This window comes from Neorhizobium sp. USDA 3394 (genome assembly GCF_056280385.1).
The window spans coordinates 1,480,539-1,497,717 of sequence record NZ_JBWCDU010000002.1; the positions used below are offsets into that span (position 1 = coordinate 1,480,539).

Genomic DNA, 17,179 nt, shown 5'->3' on the forward strand with positions numbered 1-17,179 from the left:
CAGCCAAGGGGAGCTGACCCATGCTAGCCTATATCGTCCGCCGTCTGCTGCTGCTCATCCCGATGGCAGCCGGCATGGTCGTCGTCACCTTCGGCCTGCTGCTGCTGATCCCCGGCGATCCGGCCTCCGTCCTGCTTGGCCAGGAGGCGTCGGTCGAAGCGATCAACAACCTGCGCAACGCGCTCGGCCTCAACGATCCCTGGTATGTCCGCCTCGGCGCCTATTTCGCCCGCCTGCTGCAGGGCGACATGGGCCGCTCGATCTTCCAGAACCAGGCGGTGTCGGAAATCATCGCCGGTCGGCTGGGCGCGACCATCGAGCTTGCGGTTGTCGCGCTGATCCTTGCCTGTCTCGTCGGCATCTCGCTCGGGGTGCTGGCTGCCACGCGACAGGGTTCGATCGTCGATACCGTCTCGATGATCTTCGCCCAGCTTGGCGTTTCGATGCCGGTCTACTGGCTCGGCCTGCTGCTGATGCTGCTCTTTGCCGTGACGCTCGGCTGGCTTCCGGCCATCGGCCGCGGAACACCCTTCCCCGAAGCGCTCTGGGCGGCTCTTACCGGCCGGCCGCAGGTTCTCGTCGACAGTTTCGCGCATATCCTTTTGCCGGCAGTGGCGCTTGCCGCGAACTCTGCCGCGATCATCTCGCGGCTCGTGCGCACGGCGATGCTTGAAGTCCTGCGTGAGGACTTCGTCCGCACCGCCTATGCCAAGGGCCTGCGCCGCCAGCGCGTCATCCTTCGCCATGCGTTCCGCAACGCGCTCCTCCCGGTGCTGAGCGTCGTCGGCCTGCGCTTCGGCGCCCTGCTCGGTGGCGCGGTGCTGACCGAGACCATCTTCGCCTGGCCGGGCCTCGGCCAGCTGACCATCACGGCGATCTCGCAGCGCGACCTGCCGCTCATCCAGGGCATCGTGCTCACCTTCGCGATCATCTTCGCACTGGTGAACCTCGTCGTCGATCTTCTCTATGCGGTCGTCGATCCGCGCATCCGTTTGGGTTGAGGCTCATGAGATTATCCAGGCGTTTCCGCAATATCTCCCTGATCCTCGGCATGTCGATCGTGCTGGCGATCGTCATCTGTGCGGTCTTCGCGCCCTATCTGTCGGCGCATGGCATCGAGCAGATGGACATGCGCAACCGCTTCTCCGGCCCGACGCTCACCCACTGGCTCGGCACCGACAATTTCGGGCGGGACCTCTGGGCAAGGCTGATCTACGGCGCACGCGTTTCGCTGACCATCGCCTGCATCTCGGTCACGGCGTCGGCTCTCATCGGCACGACGGTCGGGCTCGCCGCCGGCTATTTCGGCGGCTGGACGGACCTGATCCTGATGCGGATCACCGACATCTTCCTGGGCTTTCCGGCGATCGTGCTCGCACTCGCCATCGTCGCGGTGCTCGGCCCCGGCATCGTCAACGTGGCAATTGCCATCATCGTGGTCGCCTGGACGGAATATGCGCGAGTGGTTCGCGCGACGACGCTGGTCCTGCGCGAGCAGAACTATGTGCAGGCCGCAAGGGCGCTCGGCGCCCATCCGGTCCGCATCCTCGTCAAGGAAATCCTGCCCAATGCGATAGGGCCGATCATCGTGCTCGCCTCGCTCGGCTTCGGCACCGCGATCATCTCGGAATCGGCGCTCAGCTTCCTCGGTTTCGGCCTGCCGCCGCCGGCGCCTACCTGGGGCTGGACGCTCGCCTACGGAACACGCTTCATGCGGGACGAGCCGTGGCTGGCAATCATAGCGGGCGCCACGATCATGGTGACGGTACTCGGCTTCAACCTGCTCGGCGACGGCCTGCGCGATGTGCTCGACCCGCGGCATCTCTCGCGCTCTGCGGGCAAGAAGAAATAGCCAAAACCTCAGGATCAAGACGACAACGACACTGAAAGGAAACATCCATGGTCAAGTCAATCAACAAGCTTCGTCCCAAATTCACCACCCACGCGGACGGCAGCGACGCGGTGATCTTCATGCACGAACTGGTGGGCGAACAGGACGGCCCGACCGTCGGGATTTCCGCCTCCATCCACGGCAACGAAAACACCGGCTCGCAGGCGATCCTGGAACTCTACCGCATCATCAAGGACATGCCGCTCAAGGGCCGCATCATTCTCCTGCCGGTCGCCAACCCGCGTTCCTTCGCCGTCAATCATCGTCACAATCCGCTCGACCAGCTGAACCTCAACCGCGAATTCCCCGGCGATCCGCGCGGTACCTACAGCCAGCAGCTCGCCGATGCGCTGGCACACGAGTTCTACGCCAAGATCGACTACAATCTCGACCTGCATTCCGGCACGGATCGGCCGACCGTCGACTATGTCTACATCTGGAATGACGAGCCGCTGTCGCGTGCCTTCGGTTCGAAGATCCTCTATCGCCCGACGACCGGAAAGGCCGGCACGGTCTATTCCGGCACCAGCAAATCCGTTTCGATGGACCGCCATGGCACCAAGGTCGTGACCATCGAGCTCGGCGGCGGCATCGTCGACCAAACCCCCTATGTCGAGCTCACCGTCGCTGGCCTGATGAACCAGCTTCGCCTGATCGGCTCGATCGAAGGCGAAGTGAAGCCCAATCCGAAACAGGTCGTGGTCACCGAACTCGTCGGCATCCGCCCGAAGCATGGCGGCTGGCTGGAGCCGCTTTCTCCGGCGAATGGCGAGATCATCAAGGGCGGTTCGCTGCTCGGCCGCGTCGTCAGCCCCTACGACTTCGAGACGATCGAGGAAATCCCGACGCCCTTCGAAACCGGCATCATGGTCATGCAGCACCTGACCCGCAACCTCGTCGAGGCGGGCGATTACGGCTTCATGGTCGGCAATATCGAAGGGTCCACCGACTGATCGGATCCCTCCGGCAGATGGAATGAACGGATGCAGGATCGAGCAATGGAAAAGACGATGGAACCGGCGCTTGCCGTCAGCGACCTGAATGTCGAGATCCTCGGGGAGAACGGGGCCTTTCCCGTCGTCTCGGAGATGAGCCTTTCGGTGCGCGCCGGCGAGACGGTCTGCATCGTCGGCGAAAGCGGCTGCGGCAAATCGATGACCGCGTTGTCGCTGCTGCGCCTCCTGCCCGACGGCGCCCGCGTCGCATCCGGCTCGATCAGGATCCATGGCGAGGACTTTCTCGCCATGGATCGACGCAAGGTCGAGGATTTCCGCGGCGACAAGATCGCCATGATCTTCCAGGAACCGCTATCGGCGCTGAACCCGGTGCTGACGATCGGCGAACAGATCGCTGAATCCGTCCGCCAGCATCGAAGGCTTGGGCGACGCGAGGCCTTTGCGCGCGCCGTCAAATGCCTGGAACTGGTCCAGATGCCGGACCCCGAACGCCGCGCCCGGCAATATCCCCATGAACTCTCCGGCGGCATGCGGCAGCGCGCGATGATTGCTCTGGCGCTTGCCTGCGAGCCGAAGATCATCATCGCCGATGAGCCGACAACGGCCCTCGACGTCACCGTCCAGGCGCAGATTCTCGGACTGATTTCCGACCTGCAGAAGCGGCTCGGCACCGCCCAGATCCTGATCACCCACGATCTCGGCGTGGTTGCCGAAATCGCCGACCGCGTCATCGTCATGTATGCCGGCCGGCGGGTGGAGGAATGCAGCGTCTACGAACTCTTCGAAAACCCGATCCATCCCTATACGATCGGCCTGATGGGCGCCGTCCCCCATCGGGACAGGAGCAAAGCCGCCCCGGAACGGCTGACGGATATTCCCGGCACCGTGCCGCCGCTCTGGGACCTGCCGAAGGGCTGCGCCTTTGCGCCCCGCTGTCCCGGCGCCTCGGCCCGCTGCCTGGAGGAACGCCCACCCTTCATCGAAAAGAAACCCGGTCATTTTGCCGCCTGCTGGGAGCATGACAATGCCTGATGCTGCGGCCCCTCTCCTCTCCGTTGAGAACCTCAAGGTGCATTTTGCCATCCGCTCCGGCGTCTTCCAGCGGCAGGTCGGCGAGGTGAAGGCCGTCGACGGCGTTTCCTTCTCGATCGGTCCGGGCGAAACGCTCGGCCTTGTCGGCGAAAGCGGCTGCGGCAAGTCGACCACCGGGCTCGCCCTCATGGGCCTCGTGAAGGCCACCGAGGGACAGATCGCCATGCAGGGTGCCGAGGACGTCACGCAAATGCGGAGCATCCCGCGATCCTACCGCCGCCGCATGCAGATCATCTTCCAGGATCCTTTCTCCTCGCTCAACCCGCGCCAGCGGGTGCGCGACATCATCCGCGCGCCGCTCGATATCCATGGCATCGGCACGATCGAGGAACGGCGAGCCGAGGTCGCCAAGCTCATGTCGCTGGTGGGCTTGAGGCCCGACCAGGCCGACAATTTCCCGCACCAGTTCTCCGGCGGCCAGCGCCAGAGGATCGGCATTGCCCGGGCGCTGGCCCTGAAGCCCGATATCATCGTCTGCGACGAGCCGGTTTCTGCACTGGACGTGTCCGTACAGGCGCAGATCCTCAACCTGCTAGGCGACCTGCAGAAGGAACTCGGCCTTTCCTACCTGTTCATCTCCCATGATCTCGGCGTGGTCGAACACGTCTCGCACCGGGTCGCCGTCATGTATCTCGGCAAGATCGTCGAGACAGGGTCGAAAGATACGATCTTCACGAAACCCCTTCACCCCTATTCGGAACTGCTGCTGCGTTCGGCGCCGGCGCATGATCCGCGCCAGCGTCACAAGTTCAGCGCCGTCAGCGACGACATTCCGAGCGCCACGCGAAAACCCTTGGGCTGCGCCTTCCACACCCGTTGCCCCCTCGCGACCGATATCTGCCGCCAAATCGAACCGCGGCTCGAACACAAGGCCGACGGCCAGTCCGTCGCCTGCCATCACCGATAGAGGAGTTTCACGATGATCGAGGACTTGATCGGGCTTCTGGCAGAACCTGGCCAGCCAAACTTCTTCTACGACGCGCTGGACGCCGCTCTCGCCAGGCACGTTGGCCACCGCCTGCTGACGCTGCTCTACACGGATGGCGACGAGGTGGCGCGCGTCTATTCGAACATGCCGGACGTCTATCCCGTCTTCGGCCGCAAGCCGATGGGGGTCACGCCCTGGGGCGACCTGGTGCTGCGCCGGCAGCAACCCTTTCTCGGCCGCGACCGAGACGCCATCAAATGGGCCTTCTTCGATCACGAACTGATTGCCAGCATCGGCCTCGATGCGGCGATCAACATCCCGGTCGTCTATGACGGCGAAACAATCGGCACGATCAACCTGCTGCACGAAGAATTCTTCTACGAGGAAACGCATGTCGAGATCGCCCGGAAATTCGCTCCGCTGCTGATCCCCGCCTTCCTCGAAGCCCGCCGCGCCGGCCATGCGCCCAGAGATGGAAAAGGAACAAGACCGTGACCTCCTATCTCTTCGAAAATGCACGCATTGTCGACGGAACGAGCCCCCAGGCGAGCGAGCCGGTCTCGGTTCTCGTCGAGGGCGACCTGATCCGCGAGGTTTCGCCCTCCATCAACAGTGCCGGCGCGCAGCGGATCAATCTTGCCGGCAAGGTGCTGATGCCGGGCCTGATCGACGCCCATGTGCATGTTATCGCCGGCATGGCGAACCTCGGCCAGAACGCCAAACTTCCGGATCCGATCGTCACCGTGCGCGCCTTCAAGATCATGGGCGACATGCTGATGCGCGGCTTCACCACGGTGCGTGATTTGGGTGGCGCGACCTCCGGCCTGCTGGCCGCCACGCAGGAAGCGCCCTGGCCGACACCACGGCTCAATATCTGCGGCAAGGCGCTCTCGCAATCCGGCGGCCATACGGACTATCGCGGCCCCTATGACGACACGCCGACGCCGAAGACCGGCCATACGCTCGGCAATCTCGGGCGCATCTGCGACGGAGTGCCGGAAGTCCGCAAGGCCGCCCGCGAAGAACTGAAATCGGGCGCCCATTTCATCAAGGTCATGGCGAACGGCGGCATCGCTTCGCCGACCGACCCGATCCATTTCCTCGGCTTCTCGCGGGAAGAGCTGATCGCCGCCGTCGAGGAGGCGGAGAATGCCGGCACCTATGTCGCAGCGCATCTCTATACCGACAAGGCGATCCGCCGGGCTATCGAATGCGGGATCCACTCACTGGAACACTGCAACCTGATCACGGCGGAAACTGCGACATTTGCCGTCGAAAACGGCTGCATCTCCGTGCCGACGCTCGTCACCTACGAGAAGCTCGGCGTCGAGGGGCCGGCGCTCGGCCTGCCGCCCGCCTCCGTCGCCAAAGTCGATTCCGTGCGGCTGGCCGGCATGGAATCGCTATCGATCATGCGCGACGCCGGCCTGCCGATGGCTTACGGCACCGATCTGCTCGGCGAAATGCACCGGCATCAGTCAGAGGAATTCGTGATCCGCACACGCGTCCTGCCCGCCCATGAGGTCATCGCCTCCGCAACGCATGTCGCAGCCAAGTTGCTTAGGATGGAGGGCAAGATCGGATGCATCGCGCCGGGTGCCTTCGCTGACCTGGTCGTGGTCGACGGCAATCCGCTCAGCGACATGTCGCTGCTGACACATCAGGGCGCCCATATGCCGATCATCGTCCGGGGCGGGATTTTTGTGAAAAATCAGGGGTAAGATGGATGGAATTGGGAAGAGAGATGGCGGCGATAACAGCAGGTCTCGACCTGCTCTATCGCAGGCGCAATGGCAATGCCGGTATTCTCGATGCCGAAGGTTTGATACCGGTCGCTGTCGCCGACGTTTCGCCGCGTCCATTCGGCACCTACGAGGAGGCGGAAAGCGCACTCCTGTCCTTGCGCGACCGCCTCGGAGAAGCGGAAAACGCATTGCGCCGGGACTGGCTCGACGAGATGTCGGATTCACTGCTCGCCCTGATCGCCACCTTCCGCGGCGAGACCATCAGCTTTGCCGAAAGGCTGGAACGACAGATCCGCGTCGATGTGCGCGACATCCCCGAAGAGATCATCGCGAGCTATCACAAGGGGATCCGCGAGGCGTTGGACGAACTCGGCTTCCGCGGCGGGAACCTGTCGGAAGATCTTGCGCGCTGGGAGGAGCGTGCACGCATACCTGCCGACAAGGTGCTGGACGTGCTGGCGGACTTTCAGCGTCAGGCGCGGGCAAGATGCGGGGCTCTCGCAACCGCGCTGAAGGCTGACTGGCTCGGTGGCGAATGGCTCAAGCCGATCGGTCAGCGGAACGTCCCGTATTCGGCCTATTGCGATTTCCCCGAAAGGCGGTTGTTGCTCAATATCGATTTTCCCTACACTGCGTTCAGCCTCAAGCACCTCGCGGTGCACGAAGCCTTTCCGGGCCATCTCGTTCATCTGAAACTGCGCGAGAGGCGCGTGACGGAAGGCCTCATGCCGCTCGATGCGGCTCAGGTCGTCACGAGTTCGGCGAGTTCGGCCATTTTCGAAGGCATTGCCGATAATGGCCTGCAGTTTCTCGACTGGATCGAAACACCAGAGGATCATCTCGGCCACCTGCTGCAGCGGCTTCGTTCGGCGCTCAGGTGCCGCGCCGCCTGGCAGGTGCTCGGCTTGGAGCGGTCACTTGACGAATTCCTACCGGATATCGCGGCCGCGTCCTTACAGTCTCCTGACATAACCCGATCACGCCTCGCTTTTCTGGGCCACCGCCTCCGCGCACCGTTCGTTTATGCCTACTGGTGTGGAGAAATGGCCGTCGATGAAGCATGGTCGAGAACGGCCGTCGAAGAGAGAGATGAGTTCTGGGAATACCTGTACGGCAACATGCACACGGCAAAGACGCTATCAACACACTGGAGTAGCCGCAGATCTTGAAAGGCATCGAACCGTCAACCCATGATTTTTACTTCGTGGGATTGGTTTATGGAAGCTATGCCGCCGAAGCGCCACTTCCGGAAGCTCGCAGGCGGAAAGCTGCGACCGGAGCCATGGCCTGAGATCAATCCCAAAGACCGAACGTTTCCCGTGTATCCGAGTTAAAGCTGAGCTGACATCGCCCGCCGCCGCTGACGCCATCCGCTTTCCCACAGGTGAAGAGACTGGCGCGGTCCAGAAAAATCGGAGCGCCCGCTCGCTTCCGCTTGAATTAACCAAATAGTACGTTTATTTATTTTCCTGGGGAGGAGAGGCGCCAAGCTTCTCGACATTCAGTTCGTTTTCGCCGGAGCCAAAAGCTTCGAACGGTCGTCTGTGTGTTCGCCGACCGTCACAGAGCTTGGAGGAGCATCTACCATGTCCCTGACCGCTGCCCCACAGGATCAGCGTCCATGGCGGACAGAGGCATGCGGGACGTGATGAGGATCATAGCAGGCGAGCTTTCCACACGGCGTCAGCTCACCGGCGGCCCGACGCGTGCGATCGCGCTGGTCCAGGACACGGTGAGGCTGCCGCTGATCAATGAGTTCAGGCGAAGGCACGATCGATATGAGAGGTTTTGATGGTTGAGAGGATGATCTCCGCCGAAAAACTGGATTGCGTGGTGCGTACGGCGGACCAATTGGGTGAAACGCCCCTTTGGTGCGACAGGACGCGCAAGTTATGGTGGGTGGACATCGAAAAGCCGAAGCTGCAAAGCTTCGATCTATCGTCCGGCCGCCATGACGTTTTCCCTGATCCGGACGTCACCTATCTCGGCAGCCAGGCGTTTACCTCTTCGGGAGGCCACCTCCTCGCCCGTGACCTGTCGCTTTTCACCCGCTCCGACGACGGCGAGCTTCGGCTCTTCGCGGAGATCGAAAGCGGGATCGATAATCGCCTTAACGACGGACGGGTGGACGCCTGGGGCCGGCTGTGGATCGGGACCATGGACAACCAGCTCCACCGCCCGAATGGCGCGCTCTACCGCGTCGATCCGGATGGCACCGTCGAGAGGATCTTTGACCAGGTGATCGTGAGCAACGGCATCGCCTTCTCGCCGGACCGGCGCCGCATGCATTTTACCGATACACGCCGCTACCAGAGCTGGATCCTCGACGTGGATCCGCTTACCGGGTCGGTCACGGAACGGCGGATGTTTGCCGACTATTCGGCGACGGGCGATCGGCCGGACGGAGCCTGTTTCGATGTGGACGGCGGTTTATGGACCGTCTTCTTCGGCGGAGGACGGGTGCTACGTTACGCCCCGGATGGACGTATCGACACCGTTTTATCCATGCCTGTCAGCAATCCGACCTGCGTCTGTTTCGGGGGGCGAGACTACCGAACGCTGTTCATCACCACTGCATCGAAATTCCTGACGGAGGAACAGCGAGCGGCCGAGCCCATGGCGGGCGCCGTCTTCGCCCTCGAGGGCGTGGCGCAGGGATTCGCGGAACACCGATTTGCAATCTGAGGAGCGCCGGGAGCGCTGAAGGGGAGGAAGACATGCAGGCCTTATCGAGACGACACGTTCTGGCGGGCGCGGCCGCGGTTGCGGCATCGGCCGGACTGCCCGGTGCGGCACTTGCGGCCACCAAGCTGCGTTTTGCGGACGTGACCACAGCAGATGCGCCGCGTTCGCTCGCACTGACCAACATCTTCGCGAAGGAGATGGGATCCGACTACGAATTTCAGGGTTATTTCGGATCGACGCTGTTCAAGCAGGGCACGGAGCTGGTCGCCGTTCAGCGCGGCAACCTGGAGATGGCAATGTTGCCGCCTTCGGACTTTGCCAAGCAGGCGCCCGAATTCGATATCCTCGGCGCGGCCTATGTGGTTCGCGACGCCGATCATCTCAACAAGATCTTCGAGAGCGACGTCGGCGAGGAGTTCAGAAAAACGGCTCGCGAGAAACTGAAAGTGGAGATCCTGGCGCCCGCCTATTACGGAGCACGCCACGTAAACCTCAAGGGAAACAAGAAAGTATCCAAGCCGGAGGACTTAGCCAGCGTCAAGCTTCGCATGCCGGGCGGCGAAAGCTGGCAGTTCCTCGGTAAGGCGATTGGCGCCAATCCCGTCGCCATGGATTACGCCGAGGTCTACACCGGTCTGCAGACCGGTGCGATAGACGCGCAGGACAATCCGCTGCCCAACGACAAGCTGATGAAGTTCTACGAGGTGACGAACCAGATTGTACTGACGGGCCACAATGTCGGATTTGGCATGCTGCTGATCGGCTCCTCCGTCTTCGACAAGCTTCCCGAAACCGAGCAGAAGCGCATGCGGGACGTCGCCAAGAAGGCGTTCGCCTGGAGCACGGCCGAATACCTCAAGCAGGAAAGCGAGCTCATACAATTCTTCAAGGACAAGGGCCTGGAAGTCTACGAGCCGGATGTTGCTGCCTTCCGCGACTATGCCCAGAAGCAGTATGCCGGATCGCCGCTGTCCTCGTCCTGGCCGCGAGGCATGATCGACCGCATCAACAAGCTGTAGTGCGGATATGACGCCACAGGCGCGAGGCGGCGACCCGGTCGCCTCGCGCCAAATCGACTACCGGGGGAAGACTTGACGAAATCGAAATGGCTTGCTGCCGGCGCGCAACAAGCTCCCCGTCTGCCCGAGGATCGCTTGATGACCGTGGTGACCGGCATCCAGCTCTGTCGTGCATCAAGTCCTCGTTTTCGTTGCCGTCGTGAAGGGTCAGCCGACAGGGTCATTCCTCTCGGAACGCCCTGTTGATCTGGTCGGAAAGCGGTTTCACAAGATAGGAAAGGGCGGTGCGATCTCCTGTCCTGATCATGGCTTCGGCTGGCATGCCGGGAACAAGTGAAAGATCCTCAAGCTTGCGAATTTCCGCGTGCGGCACCGATATGCGGACCAGATAATAGGATCGACCGGTGCGCTCGTCGACGGTGAGGTCCGCGGCGATACGATCGACATAGCCCTTCAGTTCGGGTGTGGTGCGCAGATTGAAAGCCGACATGCGCAGCACGGCCTTGTGACCGAGCTGGATCTGGTCGATATCCCGCGGCGCGATCTGCACTTCTAGCGCCAAGTCGTCGTCTTCGGGAACGATCAGCATGATGGGGTCGGCAGGGGCGACCACGCCTCCTATTGTGTGGACGGCAAGCTGGTGGACGATACCGGACTGAGGCGCGGTGATGTCGATCCGGCGCAACTCGTCTTCAGCCGCGATCTTGCGCTCGACATATTCGCCGAATTGCGCCTGCACTTCGCGCAGTTCCCTACCAACCTCGGTTTTCAGGTCCTGGTCGACCTGGAGGATCTGCAGCCGCGTCTCGGTGATCCGGCCGGCCGCCTGCGCCTGATAGGCGATCTTTTCCCCCCGTTCCCCGCCATAGGTCGCGAGCTGCGTCTTGAGGCTGTTCAGGCGCTGATCCGAGACGATGCCCTTTTGCCTGAGGCCGGTGAGGGAACCTATCTCCTTGGCAAGAACCTCTATCCCCTGCTGATATGCATCTTCCTGAGCCTTGAGGCCTTCGATTTCATGCTCGTACTGGGTGATGCGCTCTGCGAGCTGGGCTTTCTTGCCTTTTCGAGATTGAGTCCGGAAGTCGAATAGCCGCATTTCGCTATAAATCGCCGAAGCGACATCGGCGTTGTCGCGACGTGCCAGCAGCCAATCGGGAAAGACGATCACCGCCAGATCGTCGCGTTCGGTCTCGAGCCGCGCCAGCCTTGCCACAAGCTCGTCCAGCCGTTTGGTCACGATTGCGAGATTGGCGCGCGTCTGGGTCGCATCAAGGCGGATGACTATGTCGCCCGCTTTCACTTCGTCACCCTCACGGACCCGGATTTCGCCGACCACACCGCCGGTCGGATGCTGCACCTTCTTGACATAGGAATCGACTACGAAATGCCCCGAGGCGATAACAGCACCGGATAGATTGGTGACGGAAGCCCAGGCCCCTGCCCCGCCGACAAGGGCTGCGCTTGCCAGCAAGGCGACCATCAGGTGGAGCCGGATCGAGCGGGAAACGCCCGAATTGGGGTCAAGATTGGACATCAGGTTCGTCGTCGTCTGCATGATCTTTTCCGCCGGCAACCGCAGTCTCGGTGGAGGGATGCGCCGGGTTTGAGATGACCCGCAGGGGCGATATGCCGAAAGGGGCCGAGAAGAAACCGCCCGACGGTCCGGGCGGCCGGGACGCTTTCAGGACCTTGGAAAGGACCTCGTCGCGTGGCCCCAGGGCTTTCTGTCGGCCATCTTCCATCACCAGGATATGATCGACGGCGCCAATGGCGCTTGGACGATGGGCAACGACGATGGCAATACCTCTTCGCTCGCGCACTGCGGCGATTGCCCGAACGACGGCGGCTTCGCCGTCTGCGTCCAGATTGGCATTCGGCTCGTCGAGCACGACCAGAAAGGGATCGCCGTAAAGGGCCCGCGCCAGGCCGATGCGCTGGCGCTGGCCGGCCGACAGTGCCGATCCGCTTTCACCGATCGGCGTTTCATAACCGCGCTCGAAGCGCAGGATGAGGTCGTGGGCGCCGGCGGCCCTGGCCGCCGCGACAATGGCGGCGGGATCCGGGTCGTCCTCAAAACGGGCGATGTTTTCGGCAATCGTTCCGTCGAACAGCTCGACGCCTTGCGGGAGATAGCCGATATGACGTCCGAGCATCTCGCGATCCCACTGCTCAAGGCTGGCGCCGTCAATGCGGACTTTTCCGGCAGCCGTCAGCCACGCGCCGACAATGGCGCGAGACAGGGTCGACTTCCCTGAGCCGGACGTGCCTATGATGCCGAGCGCACTGCCCCGCTCGACGGTGAACGAGATGTTGGTAACGGTGGGTTTCTTCTCTCCGGGAGGAATGATCGTTACGCCCTCGAGGCGCAGTTGGCGCTCCGGCGCCGGCAGCGACAGGACGCACGGCGCTTCAGGAAGCTTGGCCAGCAGGATCTTGATGCGCGCCCAGCTCTGTCGCGCCAAGAGGAAAGGTTTCCAGCTGGAGATGGCAAGGTCGACGGGCGCCAACGCCCGGCCCATCATGATCGAGCTGGCGATCATGACTCCGGCTGTGACCTCCTGTTCGATGACGAGATAGGCGCCGACCGCAAGTATGGCCGACTGCAACACCATGCGCAGCGATTTCGCAACGCCGCCAAGGTCACCGGCGACGTCGCCAGCTCTGCGATGGGCGGCAAGATATTCGGTGTTCGTCCTTTGCCAGCGCAAAGAAATCCGCTTGCCGAGCCCGAGCGCCTGGACGATCTCGGCATTGCGGCGGGCTGCCTCCATAAGACCGTTGCGCGCCATGTTATGAGCGATCGTATCGCGAATCGGTTTTTGCGAAAGCACATTACCGATGAGCGTCAGCGAAATCAGGATGACCGCGCCGACGAGGGCGGTGACGCCGATCCACACATGCATCAGGAAGCAGATCCCGAGATAGAATGGCATCCATGGAAGGTCGAAAAATGCGGTTGGACCGCTGCCGCTCAGGAAGCCGCGCACATTGTCCAGGTCGCGCAGCGGCTGCAGACCATCTCCGGGCATCCGCGTCAGAAGTGGAAGGCGAACGATGGCATCATGCACGCGGCCAGATATCTGCCCGTCGAACCGTTCGCCGATCCTCAACAGCACACGCGCTCTCAGGATGTCGAGCAATGACTGGAACGCATAGAGTCCCGCCGCAAGAACGGCGAGCCCGACGAGCGTCGGAACGCTGCCGCTTGACAGTACCCGGTCGTAGACCTGCAGCATGAACAACGGCGACGTCAGCGCCAGAAGATTGATCACGCCGCTCACCAGGGCTATCCCGGCGATGCTATGCTTGAGATCGAAGGTGACCGCCGCAGCACGAGGCTGCGACGGTACCCGCTTGGATGAGCCAAACATGTCTGATCCGCGTTAGACGAATTCGAAATTCGAGGCGGACAGGTTTGCGACCGTGACACCCGTCAACGTGATCGATCCGTAGGAACCGAGATCGATGACCGCGCCGGATGCAGTATTGGACGTCGCCGCGATGATTTCGGCATATGTGTCGTAGGCCGCATTGTTGAGCCCGATGACGATCCCCTCGCCTGCGGCATAGTTGAAATCGGCGATCGTGTCGTCGCCGATAACTGAGAATGCCGTATCGAGCAAGCCGGCGCCGTTGAGGTCAAAGAAGAAGTAATCCACTCCCGCACCACCGGTCAGGACGTCATTTCCCTCAAACGAATAAAGCTCGTTGTCGCCTGATGTTCCAATTTGTTCCGTTCCGACTTCCGCGAAATAGTCGTACAGGCCGCTGAAGGATTGCCCGAAGAAGGTGGCGCCTTCCAGGGCGCCACCATGGGTCAGCGAGTAGATCGCCTGGTTGAAGATGGCGGTCGGCGCAGCACCGCCGAGATCGATTGACAGATCAACGCCAGTCAGGCTCGAACCGGACGCTGTATTGTAGCTGTAGCCGTTGCCGAACTCCATCGTGTCGAGATCGCTGGTACCCGCCAGCCCGCCCTGCGCGTAGTCGAGAGGGCTCCCTTCAAGGACAACACCGTAATCAGTGGCGTTGCCGGCGCCAAAGTTACTATGGGTCGTGCTGGTTGGATTATCGAACTCGCCGTTGCCGTTATAGGGAGCAAAACCGGCACTCCAAACCTCTTCGAAATAATAGAGCAGATTGCTGCTTGCCGACGTCAATGAAAGGACTGCAGTCATTTGCTTTCTCCTTGGGTTAGTTCAAATGTCCGCCCCTTGGCGAACCCCGGATCCGCGACAGAGGACTGCCGCCGAAATTCTAGAATTTGACGTTGAGGGAGAGCGTTGCCGTCCGCCCCGGTGCCGGAAGCGTTCGATAACCAAGCGCCGGAACGTAGGCGATATCGGCAACGTTGTTGACGGCGACCCTGAGCGTCGTCGTCTCGTTGAATGTGTAGGAACCATAAAGGTCCAGCAGAGTATATTTGTCGGTCTTGTAGTTGCCGGCCAATTGCCCGTAGGCAGGTTCGCTGTCTCCGACATGGGTGACGCGCGCGCCGACCGTCAATTTCTCTTCCAGGAAGCGCGCTCCGGCATCCACGGTGAAACGACTCGTGGGGGGCACGAAGAGAGCGGCAGGTGCAGCGTCGAACGTCTGGCCGTTGTAGCTGTAAGCAGTCGGGAATTCCGCATCCAGCCACGTGAACGAACCGCCGATATAGTAGGAACCGGCATCATAATTCGCCTCGAATTCAAGCCCTTTCATGCGGGTCGTGCCATCGAGGTTGACGAAGGAATCGTAGTCCATTCCTGTTTCAGGGCGATAGACGTTCGTTCCGAAGGAAATGTAATCGTCGATTTCGCGGTGGAACGCGACAACCTTCATCCGCAGCGTATCATTGTCGGAAAATACGCCATCGAGCGAGATATTGGCGCCGATCTCATAGGTATTGCCGCGTTCCGGCTGGAGGAACGGATTCGGAGCGTACTGGATGGGCGTCGTATTGGGATGCGCACCGCTGAACAGCGACTCCATCGCCGTCGGCGGCCGATAGCTGCGGGAATATTTGACGAAAGGCTGAAGCCAGTCGGTGGCCTTCACCGCGATCATAGCGGTTGGGAGGAACGCTCCGCCCGAATGGTCGATATCGGTTTCGACCGGGTAATAGGTTGTGACGGTGCCGCCGGGTCCCCACCGCCTGCAAACTGTGCCAGCAGCGTTCCACAGGAGGCAAACGCGCGGCGTCGTGGTCGTTTGCGAGCCATAAAACGATGTCGATCCGCGAAGATGATAGTAATCATAGCGAAGGCCGCCGGAAACCACCAGCCAATCGTCGTGCTCAAGCGTCGCGTTGGCAAAACCGCTGACCATGTCGCGACGGCCCGCCGGGTTGGTGCCGGTATAGGTCAACGAATAGTCGATACCGTCCTGGACCATGAACGGCGTGCTGGACTGGCCGTCGTCCCGAAAGGCTTCGACGCCGTAATTGAGGGAGAGCAGCCCGGTTGCGGTGTCGAAGCGGCTGGTGTTTTCGATGCTGGCGCCATAGGTGGCCAGCCGGTAATCGACGGGTAAGGTCCAGTCTTCCCCATCGTAGACGCGATTTCGCAGTTCGTCGTTCTGGGTGTGATTATACCAGAAACGGACCTTGAGATCGATCAACTCGCTTTCCGGATCCCATTCGAAACCTGCGGTAAGAGTATTGTTAACGACGTTTTGGATATCCTCGCCGCCAGCCCCGGTATTCTCCGCTGCTCCCTGGCTCGAGCGCGAATCGTTGCGCAGCCAGGAGAGCGAAAAGTTCAGGTCGTCCGTCAGATTGCCTTCGGCTTTGAAGAAGGTATTGGTCGATTCCTGGCCGGTGAACACCAATGTGTCGTCACCATTCGTCACCTCGCCGCTCAGTTCGACGTCGCCGTTCTTGCCGATCTTGTAGGCACCGATATTTTTGTGGCTCACGCCCCCAAGAAGCGAGAAGTCTTCCGAAAGACGAACTGCGCCGAGGACCGATCCATCGAAATTGAACGCATTGCTACCGGTGGTGCCGTTGACTTCGAGGCCCCAGTTTTTGCCACCTTCAATGAGGTCGTCTGCAACAAGCGTGCGGAAGTTTACCGATCCGCCCAGGGCTCCCGCACCACCGACGCCGGAAACGCCGCTTTTCTCCACATCGATTTCGCGGATGAATGCCGTATCGACATAGGTCCGCTGGCTTGCACCATGACCATTGCGCTGGAAGTTCTGTCGGGCGCCATCGATCATCGTAACCACGCGGTTCTGATCCTGCAGGCCGCGGATGTTGATACTCATGCCCGGATTCTGGCCTTCGGAGCGGTTGACCAAGACGCCGGCCACGTTGTCGAGAAGATCGCGGGCATTTCGCGATGGGGCCTTCTTGATCGCTTCCCGCGATACGACGCTGATGCTGGAGGGCGTTTCATAGACCCAATCCGGCGTTCCCTGAAAACCCGATCCCGTATTTGCCCGTCGAACTGACCTGATGATGATCGGCGCCAGAACTGTGGAACTTTCATCCGCCGCGCCCGTGCTGACCGAAAGCTGGCCGCCGATCAACGCCGCCCGGTTCCCCGTGAACCAGAAGGGTATGCCGGTTCCGGCCAGCATCTGCGCCAGCGCCTGTTGCGGCGACATGGTGCCTCGCACCGCATTGACGGTAACCTCTCGCGGCGCATTACCCGAGGCCTGCGTAACCTGAAAACCGGATTGGCGATTGAATGCGGACAAGGCGCCGGCAAGCGGTTGCGCCGAAATGTCGAAGTTGTGCATGTCTGCCCGACTTGTCGTCGGTGACGCTCCGCCGGTCCCGTCCTGCCCAACGACATAGCCTGCCGGGCACAAGACGGTGAGGACTACAGAGGTCCACAACATCACCCTGCGGGCGTGCCATCTGCCCTTGCTACGAA

15 protein-coding genes are annotated in these 17,179 nt (G+C 61.5%); 11 read left to right on the forward strand and 4 right to left on the reverse strand.

Going from position 1 to position 17,179, the window contains the following annotated elements:
* The first annotated feature begins 20 nt into the window (after positions 1-20).
* The 11 genes from ACZ9EJ_RS28615 to ACZ9EJ_RS28665 all read left to right on the forward strand — a co-directional run bounded on the left by ACZ9EJ_RS28615 (position 21) and on the right by ACZ9EJ_RS28665 (position 10,316).
* Positions 21-1,001 (forward strand): ABC transporter permease, encoded by a 981-nt coding sequence (locus tag ACZ9EJ_RS28615; protein WP_046627512.1) that lies wholly within the window; start codon positions 21-23, stop codon positions 999-1,001.
* Positions 1,002-1,006: 5 nt separating this feature from the next.
* Entirely contained in the window at positions 1,007-1,852 is an 846-nt protein-coding gene (locus ACZ9EJ_RS28620) for an ABC transporter permease (protein WP_046627514.1), read from the forward strand.
* Between the two features lie 47 nt (positions 1,853-1,899).
* Complete coding sequence (locus tag ACZ9EJ_RS28625) at positions 1,900-2,844, forward strand: succinylglutamate desuccinylase/aspartoacylase family protein (protein ID WP_046627517.1); 945 nt, start codon at positions 1,900-1,902, stop codon at positions 2,842-2,844.
* Between the two features lie 45 nt (positions 2,845-2,889).
* Positions 2,890-3,879 carry an ABC transporter ATP-binding protein gene (locus tag ACZ9EJ_RS28630; protein WP_046627520.1) on the forward strand — a complete coding sequence of 330 codons (990 nt, stop codon included), beginning with the start codon at positions 2,890-2,892 and terminating at the stop codon, positions 3,877-3,879.
* Complete coding sequence (locus tag ACZ9EJ_RS28635) at positions 3,872-4,846, forward strand: ABC transporter ATP-binding protein (RefSeq protein ID WP_046639857.1); 975 nt, start codon at positions 3,872-3,874, stop codon at positions 4,844-4,846. Before ACZ9EJ_RS28630 ends, ACZ9EJ_RS28635 begins: the two co-directional genes overlap by 8 nt.
* Positions 4,847-4,858: 12 nt before the next feature.
* Positions 4,859-5,362, forward strand: coding sequence for a GAF domain-containing protein (locus tag ACZ9EJ_RS28640; RefSeq protein WP_046627524.1), 504 nt, complete (start codon positions 4,859-4,861; stop codon positions 5,360-5,362).
* A complete protein-coding gene (locus tag ACZ9EJ_RS28645; RefSeq protein WP_046627526.1) occupies positions 5,359-6,588 on the forward strand; it encodes a metal-dependent hydrolase family protein in 1,230 nt (409 codons plus the stop codon). Before ACZ9EJ_RS28640 ends, ACZ9EJ_RS28645 begins: the two co-directional genes overlap by 4 nt.
* A 23-nt stretch (positions 6,589-6,611) precedes the next feature.
* Positions 6,612-7,781, forward strand: coding sequence for a hypothetical protein (locus tag ACZ9EJ_RS28650; protein ID WP_476100297.1), 1,170 nt, complete (start codon positions 6,612-6,614; stop codon positions 7,779-7,781).
* Positions 7,782-8,233: 452 nt separating this feature from the next.
* Entirely contained in the window at positions 8,234-8,404 is a 171-nt protein-coding gene (locus tag ACZ9EJ_RS28655) for a hypothetical protein (RefSeq protein WP_255736740.1), read from the forward strand.
* Complete coding sequence (locus ACZ9EJ_RS28660) at positions 8,404-9,297, forward strand: SMP-30/gluconolactonase/LRE family protein (protein ID WP_046627531.1); 894 nt, start codon at positions 8,404-8,406, stop codon at positions 9,295-9,297. Before ACZ9EJ_RS28655 ends, ACZ9EJ_RS28660 begins: the two co-directional genes overlap by 1 nt.
* A gap of 32 nt (positions 9,298-9,329) precedes the next feature.
* Positions 9,330-10,316: a sialic acid TRAP transporter substrate-binding protein SiaP gene (locus tag ACZ9EJ_RS28665; protein WP_046639856.1), complete on the forward strand. Its 987-nt coding sequence runs from the start codon at positions 9,330-9,332 to the stop codon at positions 10,314-10,316.
* 220 nt (positions 10,317-10,536) lie between these two features.
* Here the strand turns inward: ACZ9EJ_RS28665 and ACZ9EJ_RS28670 are convergent, their stop codons facing one another.
* The 4 genes from ACZ9EJ_RS28670 to ACZ9EJ_RS28685 all read right to left on the reverse strand — a co-directional run bounded on the left by ACZ9EJ_RS28670 (position 10,537) and on the right by ACZ9EJ_RS28685 (position 17,042).
* Complete coding sequence (locus tag ACZ9EJ_RS28670) at positions 10,537-11,850, reverse strand: HlyD family type I secretion periplasmic adaptor subunit (RefSeq protein WP_046627747.1); 1,314 nt, start codon at positions 11,848-11,850, stop codon at positions 10,537-10,539.
* Positions 11,837-13,687, reverse strand: a complete 1,851-nt coding sequence (locus tag ACZ9EJ_RS28675) for a type I secretion system permease/ATPase (protein ID WP_046627536.1) — start codon at positions 13,685-13,687, stop codon at positions 11,837-11,839. Before ACZ9EJ_RS28675 ends, ACZ9EJ_RS28670 begins: the two co-directional genes overlap by 14 nt.
* A gap of 12 nt (positions 13,688-13,699) precedes the next feature.
* On the reverse strand, positions 13,700-14,494 hold the full coding sequence (locus ACZ9EJ_RS28680) for a hypothetical protein (protein ID WP_046639855.1): 795 nt from the start codon (positions 14,492-14,494) through the stop codon (positions 13,700-13,702).
* Positions 14,495-14,573: 79 nt separating this feature from the next.
* Positions 14,574-17,042, reverse strand: coding sequence for a TonB-dependent receptor (locus tag ACZ9EJ_RS28685; protein ID WP_255736743.1), 2,469 nt, complete (start codon positions 17,040-17,042; stop codon positions 14,574-14,576).
* Positions 17,043-17,179: the final 137 nt, after the last annotated feature.